Source organism: Actinoplanes sp. KI2, from assembly GCF_025630775.1.
Classification (GTDB): Bacteria; Actinomycetota; Actinomycetes; order Mycobacteriales; family Micromonosporaceae; genus Actinoplanes.
Genome location: NZ_JAOSZE010000006.1, coordinates 12,479 through 34,732, shown reverse-complemented (window position 1 = coordinate 34,732; position 22,254 = coordinate 12,479). Strand labels below are relative to the sequence as shown.

The 22,254-nt window shown below is 71.3% G+C and carries 14 protein-coding genes; 6 read left to right on the top strand and 8 right to left on the bottom strand.

The window, feature by feature from the left end; all coding sequences use genetic code 11:
* Nucleotides 1-80 precede the first annotated feature (80 nt).
* Nucleotides 81-1,817 (top strand): BTAD domain-containing putative transcriptional regulator, encoded by a 1,737-nt coding sequence (locus ODJ79_RS07735; protein ID WP_263022635.1) that lies wholly within the window; start codon nucleotides 81-83, stop codon nucleotides 1,815-1,817.
* Here the strand turns inward: ODJ79_RS07735 and ODJ79_RS07730 are convergent.
* Entirely contained in the window at nucleotides 1,807-3,930 is a 2,124-nt protein-coding gene (locus ODJ79_RS07730; RefSeq protein ID WP_263022634.1) for a PKD domain-containing protein, read from the bottom strand. The genes ODJ79_RS07735 and ODJ79_RS07730 overlap by 11 nt on opposite strands.
* Before the next feature lie 158 nt (nucleotides 3,931-4,088).
* Between ODJ79_RS07730 and ODJ79_RS07725 the strand changes: the two genes are divergently transcribed.
* Nucleotides 4,089-6,719 carry an MFS transporter gene (locus ODJ79_RS07725; RefSeq protein ID WP_263022633.1) on the top strand — a complete coding sequence of 877 codons (2,631 nt, stop codon included), beginning with the start codon at nucleotides 4,089-4,091 and terminating at the stop codon, nucleotides 6,717-6,719.
* A 4-nt stretch (nucleotides 6,720-6,723) separates the two neighbouring features.
* Here the strand turns inward: ODJ79_RS07725 and ODJ79_RS07720 are convergent, their stop codons facing one another.
* From ODJ79_RS07720 to ODJ79_RS07700, 5 genes are all read right to left on the bottom strand, one after another.
* On the bottom strand, nucleotides 6,724-7,296 hold the full coding sequence (locus tag ODJ79_RS07720; protein WP_263022632.1) for a hypothetical protein: 573 nt from the start codon (nucleotides 7,294-7,296) through the stop codon (nucleotides 6,724-6,726).
* Entirely contained in the window at nucleotides 7,293-9,788 is a 2,496-nt protein-coding gene (locus tag ODJ79_RS07715) for a glycoside hydrolase family 2 protein (protein WP_263022631.1), read from the bottom strand. Before ODJ79_RS07715 ends, ODJ79_RS07720 begins: the two co-directional genes overlap by 4 nt.
* Nucleotides 9,789-9,793: 5 nt before the next feature.
* Nucleotides 9,794-10,648 carry a carbohydrate ABC transporter permease gene (locus ODJ79_RS07710; protein WP_263022630.1) on the bottom strand — a complete coding sequence of 285 codons (855 nt, stop codon included), beginning with the start codon at nucleotides 10,646-10,648 and terminating at the stop codon, nucleotides 9,794-9,796.
* On the bottom strand, nucleotides 10,645-11,625 hold the full coding sequence (locus tag ODJ79_RS07705) for a carbohydrate ABC transporter permease (RefSeq protein WP_263022629.1): 981 nt from the start codon (nucleotides 11,623-11,625) through the stop codon (nucleotides 10,645-10,647). The genes ODJ79_RS07710 and ODJ79_RS07705 overlap by 4 nt, the downstream gene beginning before the upstream one ends.
* Before the next feature lie 62 nt (nucleotides 11,626-11,687).
* Nucleotides 11,688-12,959, bottom strand: a complete 1,272-nt coding sequence (locus ODJ79_RS07700) for an ABC transporter substrate-binding protein (protein WP_263022628.1) — start codon at nucleotides 12,957-12,959, stop codon at nucleotides 11,688-11,690.
* A 297-nt stretch (nucleotides 12,960-13,256) separates the two neighbouring features.
* On the opposite strand from ODJ79_RS07700, the gene ODJ79_RS07695 reads away from it, so the two are divergent.
* A complete protein-coding gene (locus ODJ79_RS07695) occupies nucleotides 13,257-14,267 on the top strand; it encodes a LacI family DNA-binding transcriptional regulator (protein WP_263022627.1) in 1,011 nt (336 codons plus the stop codon).
* Nucleotides 14,268-14,365: 98 nt separating this feature from the next.
* Here the strand turns inward: ODJ79_RS07695 and ODJ79_RS07690 are convergent, their stop codons facing one another.
* On the bottom strand, nucleotides 14,366-16,990 hold the full coding sequence (locus ODJ79_RS07690) for a putative bifunctional diguanylate cyclase/phosphodiesterase (protein WP_263022626.1): 2,625 nt from the start codon (nucleotides 16,988-16,990) through the stop codon (nucleotides 14,366-14,368).
* A 172-nt stretch (nucleotides 16,991-17,162) separates the two neighbouring features.
* Between ODJ79_RS07690 and ODJ79_RS07685 the strand changes: the two genes are divergently transcribed.
* From ODJ79_RS07685 to ODJ79_RS07675, 3 genes are all read left to right on the top strand, one after another.
* Complete coding sequence (locus ODJ79_RS07685; RefSeq protein ID WP_263022625.1) at nucleotides 17,163-17,537, top strand: PH domain-containing protein; 375 nt, start codon at nucleotides 17,163-17,165, stop codon at nucleotides 17,535-17,537.
* 61 nt (nucleotides 17,538-17,598) lie between these two features.
* A complete protein-coding gene (locus ODJ79_RS07680) occupies nucleotides 17,599-18,765 on the top strand; it encodes a PQQ-dependent sugar dehydrogenase (protein WP_411267279.1) in 1,167 nt (388 codons plus the stop codon).
* A gap of 6 nt (nucleotides 18,766-18,771) precedes the next feature.
* Nucleotides 18,772-20,433 (top strand): metallophosphoesterase, encoded by a 1,662-nt coding sequence (locus ODJ79_RS07675; protein ID WP_263022624.1) that lies wholly within the window; start codon nucleotides 18,772-18,774, stop codon nucleotides 20,431-20,433.
* 221 nt (nucleotides 20,434-20,654) lie between these two features.
* Here the strand turns inward: ODJ79_RS07675 and gatB are convergent, their stop codons facing one another.
* Complete coding sequence (gene gatB, locus ODJ79_RS07670; RefSeq protein ID WP_263022623.1) at nucleotides 20,655-22,148, bottom strand: Asp-tRNA(Asn)/Glu-tRNA(Gln) amidotransferase subunit GatB; 1,494 nt, start codon at nucleotides 22,146-22,148, stop codon at nucleotides 20,655-20,657.
* Nucleotides 22,149-22,254 lie beyond the last annotated feature (106 nt).

The window sequence follows — 22,254 nt, the reverse complement described above, 5'->3', positions numbered from 1 at the left end:
TGGGAATTGGTACAAACCCTGCGCAGATAGGGCGAGCTGTCGATGGTTCATCCGAGTTCTCCGGCGGAGGAGGAGCGGCGGTGTTGCGGGTAAGTGTGCTCGGGCAGCTGGCGGTGACCGCTGCGGACGGCACCGTGCTGCCGGCCGGCGAGCTGCCGCGGCGCGCCCGGCAGGTGCTGGCCGTGCTGGCCGCCAGGCACGGCCGGATCCAGACCAAGGACGCGCTGGCCGACGCGGTCTGGGGCACCGACCTGCCGGGCAACCACGTGAGCACGCTCGAGCACTATGTCTCGGTGATCCGCCGCCGGCTTCAGCCCGACGACCCGGCGTCCGCCTGCTTCATCGTGACGCAGGGCGGCGGTTACTTCTTCGACACCGGTCGGGCCATCCTCGACCTGGCCGAGCTCCGGCAACAGGTGCGCGATCTGGACGGCCTCCCGGGCGGCGACCCGGAGCGGGTGAAGCGACAGGAAGAGATCCTCGCGCTGGCTCGCGAGCTGCCGTTCCCCGAGGACCCGTACGCGGACTGGGCCGACTCGGCGCGGGTCGAGGTGCAGATCGCCGCGGTCGCGGCCCGGGTGGAACTGGCCACCGCGAGCCTGCCGACCGACCCCACCCGGGCGTTGCGCCTGGCCCAGGAGGCCATCGAGCTGAACCCGTTCCTCGAGCGGGCGTACCAGATGGCGATGGAGGCGGCCGCGGCGCTGGACCGGCGGGACGACGCGCTGCGGTTCTTCGAACGTTGCCGCCAGGTGCTGCACGACGAGCTGGGCGTGACGCCCTCGGACGACCTGATGCGGTTGCGCCGGCAGATGCTCGCCGACCGGCGTACGGGCGACACGCCGAAGACGGCGCACAAGCCGGCCCGGCCCTCGGTGCCCGAACGGTTCCTCGGCCGGGTCGCGGAGTTGCGCGTGCTGCTCGAACCTCAGCGACCGCGGATGGTGCACATCGTCGGCCCGTCCGGCTCCGGCAAGTCGGCATTCCTCGCCGAGCTGGCCCGGCACCTGGTCGGCCGGGTCGGCATCGGGGTCGCCGGCTCGTCGGTCGGGGTGCACCGGCTGGCCTGGCTGCACGCGGCGCTGGCCCAGCTCGGCGCCGGCCCGGAGGTGCTGGCCGTGGTGGACGCCGCCGAGGCGGAGCGCCCGCTGTGCCGCTCCGAGCTGGAGCTGATCGGCGCCGCGCTGGGCGCCCCGGCGCCCGTCGAGCCGGGGTCGCCCGGCGCGATACGGCCCGTCGTGCTGGCCGTCGACGACGCGGCCGACCTGGACGCCGCCGGCGTGGCCGAGCTGGCCTGGCTCTCCGCGAACTGCCCGGCGCTGCACCTGGTGCTGGCCTACTGCTACCCGTCGGAGATCGTCCGGCGGCCGCTGTCCGGGCTGGGCACGCCGGTGGTGCTGCGCCTGGAGCCACTGACCGCCGAGGAGTTGGCCCCGCTCGGCGACGACACGCTGCTGGAGCGTACCGGCGGCATTCCGGCCCTGGTCGCGGCCGCGGCCCGGCCCCGGGAGATCGCGCTCGGCGTGGCGATGCAGACCGCCCGGGCGCGCACCCGGTGGATGTCCGATCCGGCCTGGGAGATCCTGCGACTCTGCGCGGTCCTCGGCGACCTGTCCGCCGCCGACCTGGTCCGCCTCACCGACTACCCGGCCGGCGAGGTGCTGGCCACGATCGACGGCCTCGTGCACGCGCGCCTGCTCGGCGAGCGCGACGACGGACTGGCCGGCCACCGCGCCACGTTGATCCGTGACGCCGTGGCCGGCCAGGTCTCCGGCGCTTCCGCCCGCTACCTGCGGGAGCTGCGGGCTAGTTGGTGACCGTCACCGGCTGGGCGAGCAGTCGGCCGCCGGTCGTGGTGACCAGGCTGATGGTGGTGCTCCCGCTCAGGGCCGGGCCGTTGACCCGGATGCTGAACGCGCCGGTCGCGTCCACCGCGACCGGAGTGCCGATCACCCGGCCGGTCAGCGTGGAGCCGAGCACCGCCGTCACCATCTGGCCGGCGACCAGCGTGTCGGTGCCGCTGATCCGCCACTCATCCTTGTCGGTGCGGAAGCGCACGGACAGGTTGGTCAGCTGGTCGGCTGTCGGCCGGACTGTGGTGCGCACCACGTCGGAGCCGGCCGAGTTGCGCACGGTCAGCTCCAGCACGACCGGGTCGTTGTTGTAGAGGTAGCCGGCGTTCGGGCCCGGCGCGGCCGGCAGGGCCTGGGCCGGGTAGGTGAAGGACGGCTTCGCGGTGGTCGTGCTCGAGAGCGTCACCTGCGGTCCGGAGACCTGGCGCCAGGCGTACGACTCGACGCCGGTGGAGCCGCTGCCGTCGACCGTCACCGAGCGCCCGCGCGTCACGGTCTGGTCGGCGCCGACGATCGCCTTGGGCGCGGCGACCTGGTCGGCAACGGTGAAGGTCACCGTGGCCTTCGCGCCGGCGCCGCCGGGACCGGCCACGTCCAGGGTGAACGTGTAGTCGCCGGCCTTGGCCGGGGTGAACGTCGCGGTGCGCTCGGTGGCACCGGTCAGCGTGACGGACGGGCCGCCCGTCTGGGTCCAGGAGTACGCGTCGATCTCACCGACCGAGCCCGAGCCGTCGAGCCGGACGGTCTGCCCGACGACGGCCAGGGAGTCGAGCGTCGCGGCGGCGACCGGCGCGGCGGGCAGGAAGACGCCGCCCGTGCCGATCAGCGGGACGGTGGTGGAGCCGCCGGCGGCCGAGGTGACCGTGACGGCGGGCGGCGGCGCGAGCACGCCGGTGAACGGCGACCCGGTGATCGGGCCGAAGCCGGTGACCGAGAGGGCCGGGCCGGTGCGGTCGCTGGAGGACGCCTTCACGGTGAGCGTGCCGGCGTCCGCGTCGTACCCGAGCTCCTCGATCCGCACCACGTCGACCACGGTCTTGATCTTCTTGGCGACCGGCCGGTCGCCGGTGTTCGACACCTCGATCTTCGTGCCCGGCGGGACCGGGCCGGTGATCGGGAAACGGCCGTAGTAGCGGCCGTTGCCGCCGCCGCGCAGCCGGGTGGTGCGGAAGCCGAGCGCCGGGTTGCCGGTCACCTCGATCGCCTGGCCGGGCTCGCTGGTGGCGAAGACCTCGAGCGTGCCGTGCTGGCCGTCGGTCGAGTAGGTGGCCTGATCGACGTCGACGCCCGCGTTCGTGGCGTACCGGCCCTGGATGCTGAACAGGTCGGTGTACCCGACCTGCGCCAGCACCGCGCCGGAGGCCGGGTCGAGGCGCTCGATGCGGACGAAGTTGGTGTTGTAGGGCGAACCCACCACCTTGTGGTTGACGCCCGGGTCGCCCACGTAACCGGCCGGCGCCGCCGGGGCCACGCTCGGATCCCACTTCAGGAACGGCCCGACCCGGCCGGCCAGGGCCTGCCCGAAGGCGCCGGCCGCCGCGCCGGTGTCCTCGGTCATGTTGACGCCTTTGTCGGTCGCCACGATGTCGTCGACGCCGTACGGATGGGTGATCCGGTAGCGCTCACCGGCCGGCGCGTCGAACCGGATCCGCACCCGGCCGAAGACCATCTGGTCGCCGTCCACCACCCGGTCGGCGGCGAACGCGCCCTCCAGGTTGAGCCCGATGACCGCCCGGGCGCCCGACGTCAGGGTCAGGTCGGCGCCGTCCAGCTGGTAGAAGGACTCACCGGGGAAGTTGTCCGGGAACGAAATCGGCTGCGTGGGGTCCGGCACCTCGTCGGCCAGCGCCGGGCACAGCGGGTCGTCCATCGTCGTGCAGAGCTCCAGGCGCACGTCGTTGCTGTCCCGGTACCAGGTGGGGAAGCCGTGCTCAGCGATCGGACCCACCTGCGTCAGCTTGCCGCTCCGCGGCCCGCCGGGCGAAACCGGGATGGCCATCGCCACCCCCGCCAGCGACGACCCCACGGCGGTCGCCGCCACCACAGCAAAGGCCAATCGGCCCAGCTTCTTGCTCATCGATTAACCACTCCCCGGTCAAAGATCGGAACCGCGACCCTGACGGCTGGGGCTGAGGTCTCGCTGAGGACCGGCTGAAACCTCGTGGCCCGACGCATCGTTGCGAGTAGGTGGGATCTTCCGAGTCATCGCCTCTCCGCCACCGTCAGATCCTCCAGGTGCTCTCCGGACTGATGCTCGGCATGTTCCTCGCCGCGCTCGATCAGACGATCGTGGCGGCGGCGATCCGGACCATCGGCGACGATCTGCACGGGCTGTCGGTGCAGGCCTGGGTCACCACGGCCTACCTGATCACGGCGACCATCTCGACGCCGCTGTACGGCAAGCTGTCCGACATCTACGGCCGCAAGCGGTTCTTCCTGGCCGCCATCACGATCTTCGTGCTCGGCTCGGCGGCCTGCTCCTTCGCCACCTCGATGTACCTGCTCGCCGCCTGCCGGGCGATCCAAGGGCTGGGCGCGGGCGGGCTGTTCTCGCTGGCGCTGGCGATCATCGCGGACATCGTGCCGGTCCGGGACCGCCCGCGCTACCAGGGCTACTTCCTGGCCGTCTTCGGCATGTCGAGCGTGCTCGGCCCGGTGATCGGCGGCTTCCTCGCCGGCGCCGACCAGATCCTCGGCATCGCCGGGTGGCGATGGGTGTTCCTGGTCAATGTGCCGGTCGGCATCGTCGCGCTGCTGGTGGTCGCCCGGGTGCTGCACCTGCCGCACGTCCGGCGCGACCACCGGATCGACTGGTGGGGCGCGGTCACCCTCTGCCTCTGCCTGGTGCCACTGCTCGTCGTCGCCGAGCAGGGCCGGGTCTGGGGCTGGACCGACGGACGCTCGCTCATCTGCTTCGCGGTCGGCGTCTTCGGCCTGGTGATGTTCCTGCTCACCGAGGCGGTGATGGGTGAGGAGGCGCTGATCCCGCTGCGCTTCTTCGGCAACCCGACGTTCGCGCTGACCTCGGCCGGCGGCTTCGTGATCGGAATGGGCATGTTCGGCGGGCTCGCCCTGCTGCCGCTGTACCTGCAGATCGTGCGCGGGGCGACGCCCACCGAATCCGGCCTGCAACTGCTGCCGTTGACCGCCGGCATCGTGGTGGGCTCGCTCATCTCCGGCCGGCTGATCGCGCGGACCGGCAAGTACAAGTCGTACCCGGTTTCCGGGTCCCTGTTGATGATCTCGGGGTTGCTGTTGCTCGGCGAGATCGGGGTCGACACACCTTTCTGGCGTACGGGATTGTTCATGGCGGTTTTCGGTCTCGGGTTGGGTTTCGTGCTCCAGCCGATCACGCTGGCCGTCCAGAACGCGATGGCGCCGTCGGAGATCGGGGTGGCGACCAGCTCGGCGACGTTCTTCCGGCAGATGGGCGCCACCGCCGGGACCGCGGTCTTCCTGTCGATCCTGTTCGGCACGGTGGGCGACCGGATCGGGGACGCGTTCCGCGCGGCGAGGGTGCTCGCCGACCCCGCGGTGACCGGCAACCCGGCGAACCGGCCGCTGCTGGCGGCCTTGCAGGGCGGTGGGGTGTCCGGCAGGTCGCTGGACGACACGTCATTCCTCGATCGGGTGTCGCCGGCGCTGGCCCGGCCGTTCCAGAGCGGGTTCTCCGACGCGATGGACCAAATCTTCCTGCTCGCGGCGCTGCTGCTGGTCGTGGCGTTCGTGCTGTTCATGCTGCTGCCGCAGGTACCGCTGCGGGCGCAGTCGGGGATTGCGGCGCGCGCCGCCGCTGCACCCACCGTCCCGGCGCACGCCGAGCCGGCCCTGTTCGCCGCGGCGGCCGGCGCCACGCCCGAGCCGCAGTTCGCTTCCGCGGCCACGTCAGGAAGGACGACCCCAGTGTCCGAAGAGGAACGACGCGGAGCCGGGGCGGCCGACCGGCCGGACGGGCCGACGGTGAGCGGCCGCGGCGCGGAGACGATGGCCGGCGGGCGGGCCTCCGCCTCCGGGCCGGCGCCGAGCGGGCCGGGCGCGGGACCGTATGCCGGCGGGCGAGGTGTGGGGCCGGTGGTCAGCGGGCGGGTGGATGGGCCGGACGGGCTGCCGCTGTTCGGCGCGACGGTGACGGTCGCCGAGTTCGCCGGCGGGGAGGTCGCGCACACCGCGACCGGGCCGGACGGCGAGTTCCGGCTGCCGCTGCCGACCGGCGGGGCGTTCCTGCTGATCTGCGTCGCCGATGACCACCAGCCGGCCGCGGTGCTGGTGAACGCCGGAGTGGGCGAGGTGCGCCGGGTGCTCGCGCTGGCCGGCGCCGGCCGGATCGAGGGCCGGATCACCGACCGGCAGTCCCGGCCGCTCGCCGGCGCCTCGGTGACCCTCACCGACCTCGGCGGCACGGTGGTGGCCACCGCGACCACCGACGCCGACGGCCGCTACCGGCTCTCCGGGCTCGATCAGGCCGACTACATGCTGACCGCGACCGCCGAGCATGCCCGCCCGGCCACCCGGATCATCTCGGCGGGCCGCTCCCGCCAGGCCGACCTGATGCTGGCCGTCGGCACGACGCTGACCGGCCGGGTCCGCGCGGCCATCTCCGGCCGCCCGGTGCCGGAGGCGTCGGTGGTGGCGGTCGACGCGGCCGGCGAGGTGGCCGGCTCCACCACCACCGACCGCGACGGCCGGTACGAGCTGCGCGACCTGCCGCCGGGCACCTACACGGTCGTGGCGAGCGGATACGCGCCGGTGGCCAGCCGAGTGGAGCTGAGCGGCGAACACGCGGACCACGACATCGTGCTCGGCGCGCCCCACGCCTACGCCACCGCCGATTCCGCCCAGGACGCGCAGCCCGTGGCTCGCGGGTGACAACTCATCGGGCGAGCGCGTCGTCGGCCCAGGCCGTTCCGTCGGTACCGAGGTGCGAATAGGACCGGGCGATCGACTCGGCGAAGATGACCAGCAGCCCGTCCGGAAAGTAGCTGGGCCGCGCGTCGCCGTCGAGCTCGCCCAGCGCGATCACCACGCTCCCACCCGTGCCGACGTCGAGCCGCACCGACCAGAGGCTTTCGGGGCAGCCCTCCTCGCTCGTCTGCCAGCCGAGCGACACCGACCGGATGGGCTGCCCGAGAAGCGGACGCCAGTGCGGCGTCTGACCGACGTCAACGTTGATCACTCCCTTGGTCGACGACATCTGGTCGGCGGCACTGACTGAGATCCCCTCGACCAGGTCGTCCCGGTCCCAGGTCAGACCGACGCCGCCCGTCGAGAGACGCAGCACAACGTCGAGGTCCACCTCGTGGCACAGCCCGTCGGGCACGCCGGTCAGTCCGCCGTGTTCGGTCTGCCGATACACGACGGTCTCCAGCGAGCGCCCCACCAGGGCCTCCCTGAGGGAAACCGCCTGCTTGTGATCGGACCGCAGGACCGGCATGTCAAGAATCACCCGTTATACGGTCCGATGTCGTTGACGCAGCGAAGAACCGGGCGGGAGACGAGTGCCTCCGGGTCGAGCGACCGTTCCGTGTGGACGGTGAAAGTCACCGTGTCGCCGGGGAGCAGGGTCACGCCGGCCTGGTCGGGCTCGGCGACGGGGTCCAGGCGGTCGGGGAAGAGCGTGAGCGACCGCAGGATCGTGCCGGCCGTGACGGTGACCTTGGTGGTCGGGCCGTCGGTCGCCACCTCGGTGGCGAAGGCGGGGGCCGGCCAGGCGATGTCCTTGTCCGGGACGAAGAACCACCAGGCGCGGCCGGCGCCGGAGTCGGCGACGATCAGCTCGGCCGCCGGGTCGCCGGGAGTGGTGACCTCGGCCGGGAGCGGCACGGTCGTCGCGGATGCCGGGGCGACCGTGGCGTCGACGACCACCCGGGCAAGAACGTCGCCGGCCAGGTTGCGGCGGGTCACGGTGGCCCGCAACGGCCACGGCTCGAGGCCGTCGTTGACCGCGACCAGGGCGGGGGCGCCCTCGGGCGAGAAGACCGCGCCGCGCACGACCTCGGGCGGGCCGCCGGGGGTCAGGGGCTCGCCGGTGCGGGGCTGCAAGGTGAGCAGACGGTCGGCGTAGGCGTCGCGCATCGCGTACCAGAGGGGCTTCTTGCGGCCGTAGCCGTCGACCGCGGCCCATGAGGTGACCGGCCAGCAGTCGTTGAGCTGCCACATGATGGTGCCCATGCAGAGCGGGCGCAGCGACCGGAAGTGCTCGATGCCGAACGCGACCGCGCGCGCCTGGTTGAGCTGCGTCAGGTAGTGCCAGTCGTCGAAATCGCCCGGCGCGGGCAGGTGGTTGGCCAGGCCGCGCTCGAGCTTCCGGTCACCGCCGATGGCCTTCTGATGGTGCGCCATGCCGGGCGAGTCGGGGGCGAGCGGGTGGTCGGCGAGTGCCCGTTTCAGGGTCGAGTAGGCCGGCGGGCCCTGGAAGCCGAACTCGGACACGAAACGGGGACGGTAGGCGGCGTACTTGGTGTAGTCGTCGGTGTTCCACACGTCCCAGATGTGCGTGGTGCCGTACCCGGGGTCGTTCGGGTGGCGGTCCGGCGTGCCGGAGTACGGGCTGCCCGGCCAGTACGGGCGGGTCGGGTCGAGCTCGGCCACGATCCGGGGCAGCAGCTCGTAGTAGTAGGTGGCGCCCCACGAGCGGCCGGCGAGCGGCTGCTTCCAATTCCAGTCCTCGTGGCCCCACAGGTTCTCGTTGTTGCCGGTCCACACCGCGAGGCTGGGATGCGAGCTGAGCCGCAGCACGTTCTCCCGGGCCTCGGCCTCGATCTCGGCGGCGAACGGCTCCTCCTCCGGGTAGGCCGCGCAGGCGAAGGCGAAGTCCTGCCCGACCAGGAAGCCCAGCTCGTCGGCGAGGTCGTAGAAGTCCTCGGACTCGTACCGGCCGCCGCCCCAGACCCGCAGGTAGTTGACGTTGGCGTCGGCGGCCTGGCGGAACCGCTGGGCCAGGCGGTCGCGGGTGATCCGGTCGGCGAAGACATCGTCGGGGATCCAGTTGACGCCGCGGACGAAGACCGGGACGTCGTTGACCACCACCGTGTACGCGTCGCCGGCGGTGTCGACGCGTACCGTGCGGAAGCCGATCCTCCGGTGCCACGAGTCGAGGGTCGAACCGTCCGACGCGGACACGGTCACGTCCAGGTCGTAGAGCGCGGGCCGGCCGTAACCGCGGGGCCACCACAGTTCCGGCTCGTCGATCGTGAGGATCAGCAGCGCCTCGATGCCGTCGACAGTGGCGGTGGCGCGGCGGCCGGCCATCGAGGCGGTGATGGTCACCGGCTCGTCGGCCGCCCGCTCGAGCCGCACTCGCACCTCGACCCGGCCCGTGCCGGCACCGACCGTGACCTGGGGGCGAACCTCGGCGAGCCGCGCCACCGACCAGCCGTGCAGGCCGATCGGCTGCCAGATGCCGGCCGTCACCAGGGTCGGTCCCCAGTCCCAGCCGAAGTTGCACGCCTGCTTACGGATGAAGTTGAAGGGTTCCCCGTACGCGTTCGGCCGCGCCCCCAGCCGGCGTTGCTGCTCCTCGGCGTACGCGTAGGGGCTGTTGAATTTGATCTTCAGGGAGTTGTCGCCCGCGCGCAGCAGCGACCGCACATCGAAGCGGTAGCCGCGGTGCATGTTGGCGGTCTGCCCGACCTGCTCACCGTTCAGCTCGATCTCGGCGATCGTGTCGAGGCCTGCGCAGACGAGGTCAACTCGACGCGAGGCCGAGCCGTCCAGAAAGCGGCCGGCGGTGAAGGTGGTCGAATACACCCAGTCCGTGCGCCCGATCCAGGACTGCTTCGTCTCGTTCTCGTCGAGGTACGGGTCCTCGATGCGACCGGCCGCGAGCAGGTCGGTGTGCACGCAGCCGGGGACGCGGGCCGGCAAGCCGGCCACGTCGCCCCCGGTGAGGGTCCAGCCTTCATGCAACGGTTCGTACGAGGTCACGACTCTCCCCATCACCATCAGCTCTTTACGGCGCCTTCCATAATTCCCCGTACGATCTGCCGGCCGCCGATCAGCAGCAGGACGATCAGGGGAACGGTAGCGGCGAAGGCACCCGCCAGCACCCGGCGATAGATCACGTAGTTGCCGCTCGCCAGATCGCTGAGCGCGACCATCGAGGTGGGAAAGTCGGTGCCGTTCAGCGTGATCAGCGGCCATTGGAAGTCGTTCCAGGCCATCACGAACGTGAGCAGGCCGAGGACGGCGAGCGCCGGGCGGATCGCCGGCAGCACGATGCTCCAGTAGACCCGCATGGTCATCGCGCCGTCGATCCGCGCCGACTCGACCAGCTCGTCCGGCACCGCGTGCCCGATGAACTGTCGCATGTAGAACACCCCGAACGCGCTGACCAGGCCGGGCGCGATGACCGCGAGCAGGGTGCCGTTCCACTGGAGCTTGCCCATCAGGATGTACAGGGCGACCACGCCGAGCTGGTTGGGCACGGTGAGGGTCAGGATCACCACGAACATCAGCGCGTTGCGGGCCGGGAACTTCAGCTTCGCGAAGGCGAACCCGGCCAGCGAGCAGAAGAACAGCGTGGACAGGGTGATCACGCTCGAGACGATCACGCTGTTGATCAGCGAGGCCGTGAAGTAGACCTCCTGCATCGTGAAGACCTCGTGCAGGTTCTCGAAGAGCCGGCCGCCCGGGACGACCGAGGGCGGGATCTGCGAGACGGCCTCGTCGGTGCTCGTCGCGATGACGAACATCCAGTAGACCGGGAAGGCCGAGAAGATCAAGACCAGGGAGAGGCCGAGGTACGTCTTCCAGTTGCCGCGGGTGTCCTGCGGCGCCCGGTTCACGAGCGTGGTCACCGGTCCCCTCCGATGCGCTTGGTCAGGCTGGCGTTGATGCCGGCGACGATCAGGATGATCAGGAACAGCGCCCAGCTCATCGCGGCCGCGTACCCGAGGTCGAGGTCCTTCCAACCGACCTTGTAGATCAGCTGGGCGATGGTCTGGAACTGGTGCGCCGAACCGCCGGACGCGGACTGGGGGTTCTCGTCGAACATCATCGGCTCGTTGAACAGTTGCAGGCCGCCGATGGTCGACAGGATCACGGTGAACACCACGACCGGCTGGATCATCGGCACGGTGATCCGCCAGAGCTGGCGCCACGGGCCGGCGCCATCGACGGCCGCCGCCTCGTACACGTCCTTGGGGATGGCCTGCATCGCGGAGAGGTAGAGCAGGGCGTTGTAGCCGATCCACTTCCAGTTGACCATAGTTGCGATGGCGATCCAGCTGCTCCACTTCTCGGCCCGCCAGTCGAGCGGCTGCTCCTGCCCGTAGCCAACAAGCGAGAGGAACCAGTTCGCCATGCCGTTGTCGCGGGAGAAGAACACCGCGAACACCAGCGTCGAGGCGACCACCGGGGTCAGGTACGGCAACAGGATGCCGATCCGCCACCAGGTCTGCGCCCGCAGCTTACGGTTGAGCAGGTTGGCGATCATCAGCGCGATCAGCAGCTGTGGCACGGTCGACAGAATGAAGATGCCGAACGTGTTGCCGAGCGCGTTCCAGAAGTCGGAGTCGGTGAGCAGCTTCGTGTAATTGGCGAAGCCGGCCCAGCCGTCCTTGTCCGGTTCGTCGAGCCGCCAGGTGCGCAGCGACACGACCGCGTTGTACACGATCGGGAAGAGGCCGAAGATCGCGAACAGGACGAAGAACGGCGCGATGAAGATGTACGGGATGGTCTTCGTGTCGAAGCGGTAGAGCCAGATCTTGAACTTGCTGTGCTGGGCCGGCGGCGCCGCGTGCTGCGGCGGCGGCCTGAGCTGGGTGAGGGACACAGCCACTCCTAAGTGAGTCGGCGGGGCGGCATGCGCCGCCCCGCCTCAAGGACTTCTTCAGATCAGGAGTTGGCGGCCTTCTCGGCTTCCTTGACGGCTACCGCCCAGGCCTCGCTCGACTTGAGCTTGCCCTGCTGGACCTGGGTGATCACGTTCTCCACCGCAACCCGGGTGGGGCCGGCCTTCTTACCCAGGTACTGCGGCTTCAGGCTCTCCGCGGTGGCCGCGAAGATCTGGCCGGTCGGAGCGTTGCTCATGAACTCCTTCTTGTAGTCGAGCACGGCCGGGTCCTTGTAGAGCGCCGGCTGCGAGGGCAGGTTGCCGACCGTCTTGAAGACCTCGATCTGCTGCTCCGGGGCGACCATCCACTTCACGAAGTCGGCCGCGGCGTCGATGTTCTTGCCCTGCGCGGGGATCGTCCACCACGAGCCGCCCCAGTTGCCGCCGCCGCCGGGGATCGAGGCGATGTCCCACTTGCCCTTCTGGTCGGGCGCCGTGTCCTGGATGTGGCCGATCATCCACGCCGGGCAGGCCAGGACCGCGAACTGGTCCTTCTTGAAGCCCTGGTCCCAGTTGGGCTGGAAGCTGGCGAGGTTGGCGGAGAGGCCGGCGTCGATCGCCTTCATGCTGACGTCGAACGCGACCTTCGGGCCGCCGTCCATCTGCAGCTTCTCGCTGGTGTCGTAGAAGCCGACCGGCTGCTGGGCGAGCACCGGGTTGAACATGTTGGTGCCGGAGTCGACGAACTTCTTGTGGGTCTTGGCCACGTACTGCTTGCCGACGTTGATGAAGGAGTCCCAGTCCGGCCAGAGCTTGCTGACCGCGTCCCGGTCGGTGGGCAGGCCGGCCGCCTTGAACAGGTCGGAGCGGTAGCACATGGCCAGACCGCCGACGTCGGTGCCGAGGCCGATCTGCTTGCCGTCCGTCGACATGGACGCCTGCCACTTCCACGGCAGGTACTTCGACTGGTAGTCGGCGCCGCCCTTGTCCATGAGGTTGACGAACTTGTCCGCCTGGCTGCGGAACTGGACGATGAAGCCCTCGTCGATGGCCGAGATGTCCGGGGCGCCGGTGCCGGCCACCAGCTTCTTCTGCAGGTCCTCGTGCTGGGCGTTGTACTCGCCGGAGTTCAACACGATCTTGACGTTCGGGTGGGCCGCCTCGTACTCGGCCTTGAGCTTGTCCAGGCCCATGTCGCCCCAGAACGCGACCTTGAGCGTGATCGTGCCGTTGCCGCCCTTGTCACCGCCCTCGAGGCTCTGCCCACTACAGCCGGTGAGGGCCAGTGCTGCCGCGACACCGGCCGCAGCCGTCGCTTTGCCAAGCCGTTTCATTGCGCCTCCATGCGGAGAGAATTTACTGAACCGGGTAAGTTGTGGTGACGCTAAGCCCCGCCCCGATGACTGTCAATAGCGTGTTACCAGCTTGATTTCCCGCCGTTGTCAGTGACGAATAAGCGGGCTGAACCGGACTTTTGCCTCAGTGGGGTTTACAAATGGGGCTGTGTCTGGCAACACTTAACCGTTCAAGCCTGGGCCGCGACGCTTGGCCATCTCGTCGCGCCGGGCCGTGAGAGCGCTCTACCGCAACTGATCCCGGTAAGCTTCAGCCGGAAACTAGAGGGAGACCGAGTGAAGCGGCCCACGATCGCCGACATCGCGCGGCGGGCGGGCGTGTCCAAGGGCGCCGTCTCGTACGCGCTCAATGGACAGCCCGGAGTCTCCGAGGCGACCCGGCAGCGCATCGTTGCCATCGCGCAGGAGATCGGGTTCAACCCGAACAGCGCTGCCCGGGCGCTGTCCGGCGCCAGCGCGCGCGCCGTCGGCCTCACCCTGTGCCGGCCCGCGCGCATCCTCGGCATCGAGCCCTGGTTCATGGGGCTGATCAGCGGTTTCGAGGCCGAGCTGTCCGCCCGGTCGTACGCGCTGACCCTGCAGGTGGTGGGCACGCCCGAGCTCGAGGTCGAGGTCTACCGGCGGTGGTGGGGCGAGCGCCGGATCGACGGCGTGATCGTCACCGACCTGCGGGAGAACGACATCCGCATCCCGGTGCTCCAGCAACTCCAACTGCCGGCCGTGGTCATCGGCGGTCCCGGCGAGACCGGCACGATCGCGCAGATCTGGTCGGACGACGCCGGAGCGATCACCGAGGCGGTGCGCTACCTGGTCGCGCTCGGCCACCGGCGGATCGCCCGGGTCAGCGGCCTGCCCGGCCTGCTGCACACCCAGACGCGCACCCGGGCGTTCAACGACATCTGCTCGTCGCTCGGGCTCGAGGCGATCACCGTGCCGTCCGACTACACCGGCGAGGAGGGCAGCCGCGCCACCCGGCGACTGCTGATCGACTCGGACCGGCCCACCGCGATCATCTACGACAACGACGTGATGGCGGTGGCCGGGCTCGCCGTGGCGCAGGAGATGGGGCTCGCGGTGCCGGGCGATCTGTCCATCGTGGCCTGGGACGACTCGCCGCTGTGCAGCCTCGTGCACCCGCCGCTGACCGCGCTGACCCGAGACATCGCAGAGTACGGCGCGCACGCGGCCCGGGAGCTGCTGGCCTCGATCGACGGCAAGCAGGTCGGCAACGTGGAGGCCGGCACCGCCCACCTCACGCCGCGCGGGAGCACCGCACCGCCTCGTTAGGCCTCGCCAAACAGACCTCGATTCCGCTCGGCTCACGCCCGGCGGCTCCCCGGCCCACGCCCGGCGACTCCCCGGCCCACGCCCGGCGGCTCTCCGGCTTACGTCCGGTGACTCTCCAAATAGGCCTCGATGCGCTCGGCCGGGGCCGGTCGGCCCAGCTCGAATCCCTGCCCATAGAGACATCCCGCCTTCGCCGCGCGGACGATCTGCTCCGGCGTCTCCAGCCCCTTCGCCACGATTTCGAGACCCAGTCGGCGGCCCAGGCTCACCACCACGTCGAGCACCGCCGGGCCGGCACCTGGCGCCGCCTCGGACGACGTGTTGACCAGCGAGGCGTCCAGTTTGAGCATGTCGACCGGGAGCCGCCGCAGGTGGGACAGCGACGCCTGACCCGCGCCGAAGTCGTCGAGCGCGGCCCGCACCCCCAGCTTGCGCAGGCCGGCCAGGGACGCCACGATCGCCGGCACGTCCTCGGCGATCCAGTCCTCGGCGACCTCGACCACCAGGCGCTCGGGCGGCAGATGATAGCGATTCAGCGTCGCTGCCACCTGGTCGGGAAAGCGGGCGGTGAGCAGCTCGCGCGGAGACACGTTGACCGACAGCCAGAACGACGTGTCGCCGGTCGACCAGGCCGTCAGGTGCTTGCAGGCGGCGTCCAGCACCCACTCGTCCAGCTCGGCCGCGATGCCCACGGCCCGGGCGATCGGCAGCAGCTCGCCCGGCAGGATCGTGCCCAGCTCGGGGTGGCGCCAGCGCAGCAGTGCCTCCACCCCGACCGGCAGGTTGTCCCGCAGGTCGGCCACCGGCTGGAAGACCAGGTCGAGCTCGCCGCGCGCGGCCGCGCCGAGCAGCTGCTGCTCCAGCTCCATCCGGCGGTTGAGCTTCATCTCGACGTCCGGGTCGTACCACTCGACCCGGTCGAGGCCCAGCTGCCGGGCACGCTTGCGGGCCAGGTCGGCGTGCCGCAGCACCTCGTCCGAGCTGCTGCCGCCGGCCAGCTCGGCCAGGCCGATGCTGGTGTGCAGCTCGACCAGTGAACCGGGCAGCTCGAGCGGCTCGGCCAGCACCGCGGCGATCCGGGTGGCCAGCGCGTAGGCCAGCACCGCGCCGTCGGTGGTGAGCACCGCGAACTCGTCGCCGCCCAGCCGGGCCGGGACATCGTCGGCCCCCAGCAGCATCTTGATCCGGCGGCCCACCTCGGTCAGCACCGCGTCGCCGGTCTCCCGCCCGCGGCTGTCGTTGATCTCGGCGAGGCCGTGCAGGTCGATCACCAGCAGGCTGCCCGGCCGGCCGGGTCGCCGGCGGTGGGCCAGCAGGTCACGCATCAGCGTCCGGCGGTTGGCCAGCCCGGTCAGCTGATCGGTGGAGGACAGCTTGTGCAGCGCCCGCTCGAGGTGTTTGCGCTCGCCCACGTCGCGCACGTGCACCACCAGGGCGGCCACCTCGGGCACCGCGCGCTGGTCGGAGATCGTCGACTCGGTGTCCCGCCAGAGCTCGGCGCCGTCCCGCAGGCGGGCGTTGACCAGGGCGGGCGGGCCGTCGGCGTGCTCGCCCGCGACCACCGAGTCGATCACCGCCTGGGCGTCGGCGACGTCGCCGGGGTGGATCAGGTCACGGAAGGCGCGGCCGACCACCTCATCGTCGGTGAGACCGAACAGCCGGGACGCGGCCGGCGACTGCCAGGTGATCCGCTGCTGCTGGTCGAGCACCAGGGTGAGGTCGGTGGCGCCGGCCACCAGCGAGCGGAAGTGTGCCTCGGCGGTCTGCAACTGGCCGGCGTACCGCCGGATGTCCCGCACCACCAGCAGCTCACGCACCGCCAGCACGGCGACCATGCCGACGCCGAGGAGGATGGCGAGCGTGTCGAAGGTGCGGGCGGTGAGCAGGTGCCACAGCGCGGCGAACACGCCGACCGCGGCCGGCGCGGCCAGCAGCGGATAGCTGGCCAGCACCTGGTCGGGGTTGCGGGGCTCGAGTGGAGGCGGGGCCAGGTGCCGGCGGGCGCCGCCGTCGGCTGAGGCTGCCAGCCCGGCCACGATCGGCAGGCCCAGCAGCGGCAGCGCGATGCCGCCGCGGCCCAGCACGACCATCGTGGCGATGATGCCGAGGGCCGCCATGACCGCGATCGCGCCAGCGCCGCAGCGCACCGCGGGACCGCCGTGCGGGCGGCTGCGCAGGACCGCGACCACGGTGATCGCGATGGCGAGGGCGCCGAGCATGATGACCGGCAGGGTGGCGACCTGCTGGTGCTTGACCGGGGGGATCAGGTAGCCGGCGAAGGCAAGGCTGAGACCCAGCCCGGCGCCGTCGAAGGCGCGACGGGTGCGGATCACCCAGGTGGTCGCCCCGCCGGGGAGGAACAGCACGCCGACCGCGTAGAGGGCCGCCGCCACCGCATACCCACCGGTCGCCCAGACCCCGGCCCGCGGCGGGGCCGCCAGCGGCACCACCGCGGTGAGGGCGGTGGCCAGCGAGGCCAGGCCGACGAACCCGGCGCCCTTGCAGGCGACGAACGTACCCTCGGCGTGATGGATCTGGAGGGCCGCCCGGACCAGGTGGGAGCACGCCCAGAGCCCGGCGCCGCCGACGCCGATGGCCAGCGCGACCGCGGGCGGGGTCAGGCCGGCCGCGCCCGCGAGCAGCACGATCACTGCGGCGGCGGGCACAGCGACGAACGTCACCCGGTCGGTGGGCCGGGAGTGCACGGGGGGTTGCACTGCCACGTCGACGGATCCTCTGCGGTGCCGGTCGGACAAGGGGTAGGGCCAGTAGGGATCAACGAACGTCCCTAGAACAGGTTACGGCCGGACGCGATCCGGATGCATCCGCAGATCGTCGCCTGTGGACAAACGTGGCCGCGTCCGGCCCGCCGAGGCCGGGTGGGAGAATGCTCCGGTGCGAAGAAAGCCCCTGCTCCGCGTCCGCAAGACCGGCGCGCTCCTGGTCGCCGCCGTGATCGGCTTCGTCTGCGCGCTGCCGTTCGCCGGGGCCCGGTGGGAGCTGACCCCCATCCTGCTCGTCCCGCTCGCGATCTTCGTGTGGGCCTGGCGCGCCGGCACCGACGTCTACGCGGACGAGCTGCGGGTGAAGGCGCTGTTCGGCAGCACCCGGGTGCCGTGGTCGCGGATCACCGAGCTGGCCCCCGACCCGCGCGGCCGCGTCTCGGCCCTGCTTGACAACGGCAACGTGATCCGGCTGACCGCCGTCACGCAGGGTAATCTCCCGCGCGTGCTGGCCGCCGGGCAGCAAGAGATCCGCCACCCCGACTGATCGGACGGGGCTTTCCAGGCAGCGCCGCTACCCTGGGGTGCGTCGAAGTCGAGGAGGTCGCGTGATCTTGCGTTCCCGCCGGGTCCGGGCAGGCGTGGCGCTCGCCGCCGTGGCGGCGCTGACCGCGGCCTGCAGCTTCGGCCCGCCCGACCCCGATGAGCAGGGCACCTCGCCCAACCTCCCGACCCCCTCGGCGGCCGAGTCGGCAAGCGCCGCGCCTGGCGGCGGCGATCAAGAGGCCGTGGTCACGGTGCTGGCCAAGAAACTGGCGGTCCCCTGGGGCATGGCCTTCCTGCCCGACAAGTCCGCGCTGGTCACCGAGCGGGACAGCGGGAGCATCCTGCAGGTCGGCCCGGGTTCCGACGCGAACGGTCTGACCGTCACCGAGGTGCAGCGACTCGCCGAGGCGCAGGCCTCCGGCGACGGCGGCCTGCTCGGCATCGCGGTCTCACCGAAATACGCGACCGACAAGACGATCTACGTCTACTACTCCACGACGAAGGACAACCGGATCGGCAAGCTGGTGCTGAAGGGGAAGCTGCAGCCGATCCTGACCGGCATCCCGCGCTCGGCCGACGACAACGGTGGCGCGCTCGCCTTCGGCCCGGACGGTTACCTCTACGCCGGCACCGGCGACGGCACCCACGGCGTCCAGGCGCAAAACCCCAAGAGCCTCGGCGGCAAGATTCTGCGGATGACCACGGCGGGCAAGCCCGCCCCGGGCAATCCGTTCAAGGACTCGCTGGTCTGGTCGCTCGGCCACCGCAACGTGCAGGGCCTGGCCTGGGACGCCAAGAAGCGGATGTACGCGAGCGACAGCGGCCAGCCCAAGAACGGCGAGCTCAACGTCATCGTCAAGGGCAAGAACTACGGCTGGGCCAGGGCCGACGGCCCGAGCACCGACCCGGCACTGACCAACCCGCTGTACAGCTGGCCGATCGCCGACTCGTACTGCGCGGGGGTGGCGGTCGCCGACCGTACCGTGGCCACCGCCTGCCTGCTCGGCAAGCGGGTCTGGTTGCTCAACGTGACCGACAACGGCACCGTGCTGGGCACCCCGCAGGCGCTGCTGACCGGCGAGTACGGCCGGCTGCGGGGTCTGGTCGCGGCACCGGACGGGTCGCTGTGGGCCAGCACGTCGAACCAGGAGGATGCCGGCGATCCGGGCCCCGACGACGACCGGATCATCCGGATCGTCTTCTCCGACGGCGGGGCCGGAGTCACCTGATCGCCGATGACTGCTCCCACCTGGCTCCGCCATCTGTCCACCGCACGCCGCCACGTGCTCGGCGCCGCGGCTTGGGGCGGTCGCGCCTACCGCCACGTGCACGGCGCGACGGCGTGGACCGGGCGCGCCTACCGCCACCGGTGGACCCACCGGATCGGGGTCGCCGCGGCGATCGCCCTGATCGGCATCGGCGGCGCGGTGATCGGCACGATGCTGTTCGCGCACGCCACCATCGCCGTGGGACCGTTCCGGGCCGAGATGTCGATCACCCCGTCGATCCAGGGCGGAACCGAGGTGGACATCCCGCCGCTCGGCTCGCTGCACCTGGACAGCCACGACGGGCCGATCCACCTCAAGGTCAACCTGGGCTCGCTCGACCAGAGCCGCACCGAGGCGCTGATCGACGACCCGGCCGCGATCAGCTCGGCCGGGGAGCATGCGGTGGAAGACGTACGGACCGGCGTCGTCCGGCTCGGCATCCGCGCGCTGGGCATCGCGGTGCTCAGCGCGCTGCTCCTGTCCGCCCTGGTCTTCCGGAACATCCGCCGGGTCGCCGCCGCCGGGCTGACCGCGCTGGTGGTGACGCTCGGCAGCCTCGGCCTCGCGGCCGCCACGCTGCGGCCCGGCTCGATCGCCGAGCCACGCTATGAGGGCCTGCTGGTCAACGCGCCGGCCGTGGTCGGTGACGCGCGGCGGATCGCCGACAACTACGGCAAGTACGCCGACCAGCTGCAACAGATCGTCAGCAACGTGAGCCGCCTGTACACCACGGTGTCGTCGCTGCCGGTCTACGAGCCGGCCGGCAACACCACCCGCATCCTGCACGTCTCCGACCTGCACCTGAACCCGGCGTCCTGGGGCCTGATCCGCACCGTGGTGCAGACCTTCGACATCGATGCAGTGGTCGACACGGGCGATATGGTCGACTGGGGCTCGGCGGCCGAGACGAACTACGTCACCTCGATCCCGTCGGTCGGCGTCCCCTACATCTACGTGCGCGGCAACCACGACTCGGGCATCATCCAGTCCGCGGTGGCCCGCCAGAAGAACGCCATCGTGCTGGACAACAAGATCACGACGATCGACGGGCTCACCATCGCGGGCATCGGCGATCCCCAGTTCACCCCGGACAAGACCACCGCCGAGCCCCCGCCGAACGGCGACGAGCAGGGCGGCAACCCGCTCGTCGCGGCCGGCAACCAGCTGGCCCAGACGATCCGGGCCAGCGGCAAGCCGGTGGACATCGCCATGGTGCACGACCCGGCGATGGCCACCCCGCTCTCCGGCGTGGTGCCGCTGGTGCTCGCCGGTCACCTGCACAAACGCGAGGTGAGCCTGCTGTCGGCCCCCACCCCCGAGCCGTCGGCCTCGGGTGTGTCGGCCTCGCCCGCCCCGGCCCCGCTCGCCTCGGCGGACGGTTTCCAGGGGCCGATGCCGACCCGGCTGATGGTGGAGGGGTCGACCGGCGGCGCCGGGCTGCGCGGGCTGGAGAAGGAGAAGCCGACCCCGCTCACCCTCTCGGTGCTCTACTTCGACGAGAAACACCAGCTCAAGGCGTACGACGACATCCAGCTGGGCGGCACCGGCGAGTCCAACGTGGAGATGCAGCGAAACGTGATCGGCGCCGACGCCGAGAAGATCACGCCCACCAGCGCGCCGCCCAGCTGATCGAGGCCGGCGCCTGCGCCGGCCAGGCCCGCGGGCCGCCCGACCCCACGATCAGGCCCGGCCCGCGGCGCGCACGGCCGCACGATCAGGCCCGGCCCGCGGCGCGCACGGCCGCACGACCAGGCCCGGACCGCGGCGCGCACGGCCGCACGATCAGGCCCGGCCTGCGGCGCGCACGGCCGCACGACCAGGCCCGGACCGCGGGCCGCCCGACCTCGCGATCAGGAAAGACGGGCCAGGATGAGGTCGCGGACGGTCTTGGCATCCGCCTGGCCGCGCGTGGTCTTCATGACCGCGCCGACCAGGGCGCCGGCCGCGGCCACCTTGCCGTCGCGGATCTTGGCGGCGATGTCGGGGTTGGCGGCGATCGCCTCGTCGACGGCGGCGGTCAGGGCGCCCTCGTCGTTGACCACCTCGAGACCGCGCGCGGACATCACCGCCGCCGGGTCGCCCTCGCCGGCCACGACGCCCTCGAGGACGGTGCGCGCCAGCTTGTCGTTGAGCTTGCCGTCGTCGACCAGTTTCTGCAGCTCGGCGACCTGCGCCGGGGTCGCGCCGACCGCGGACAGCTCGATGCCCGACTCGTTGGCGCGGCGGGCCAGCTCGCCCATCCACCACTTGCGTGCGCCCGCGGGGGACGCGCCGGCCGCGATCGTCTCCTCGATCAGCTCGACGGCGCCGGCGTTGGCCACCGACTGCATGTCGATCGCGCTGATGCCCCACTCCTCGCTCAGCCGGGCGCGCTTGGCGCTCGGCTTCTCCGGCAGAGCCGCCTTGAGCTCGGCCACCCACGCCGGGTCGGGCGCGATCGGCACCAGGTCGGGCTCGGGGAAGTAGCGGTAGTCGGTCGCCTCCTCCTTCGACCGGCCGGGGCTGGTATCGCCGCGGTCCTCGTGGAAGTGGCGGGTCTCCTGGATGATGCGGCCGCCGCCGTCGAGCACCCCGGCCTGCCGGATGATCTCGGAGCGGACGGCGCGCTCGACCGAGCGCAGCGAGTTGACGTTCTTCGTCTCGGTGCGCGTGCCCCACTCCGCGCCCGGCTTGTTCAGCGAGGTGTTCACGTCGCAGCGCAGCGAGCCCTGCTCCATCCGCACGTCGGAGACGCCGAGCGACCGGATGATGTCGCGCAGCTCGGTCACGTAGGCGCGGGCCACCTCGGGGGCGAGCGCACCGAGCCCCGGCACCGGCTTGGTCACGATCTCGACGAGCGGGATGCCGGCCCGGTTGTAGTCGACCAGTGACTCGGACGCGCCGTGGATACGCCCGGTCGCCCCGCCGACGTGCAGCGTCTTGCCGGTGTCCTCCTCGAGGTGCACCCGCTCGATGCCGATCCGGTAGGTCTTGCCGTCCACCTCGACGTCGACATAGCCCTCGGTGCAGAGCGGCTCGTCGTACTGCGACGTCTGGAAGTTCTTGGGCATGTCGGGGTAGAAGTAGTTTTTCCGAGCCATCCGGCACCAGGTGGCGATACCGCAGTTCAGCGAGAGGCCGATGCGGATGGTGGCCTCGATGCCGGCGCGGTTGGCGACCGGGAGGGCGCCGGGCAGACCGAGGCAGACCGGGCAGACCTGGGTGTTGGGCTCGGCTCCGAACTCGGTGCGGCAGCCGCAGAACATCTTGGTCTGCGTGCCCAGCTCGACGTGCGTCTCCAGGCCGATGACCGGCTCGAAACGGGCGACGGCGTCCTCATACGTCGGCAGGGCGATGGTGGTCATGCGGTGAACTCCCCGACTGGGTCCGGTGACTTTCGGGCTCCAGCCTAGTGGCCCCCACCGACAGAATTTCCGCCGACCTCGCACCGCCCCCACGGCGGGTGATCAT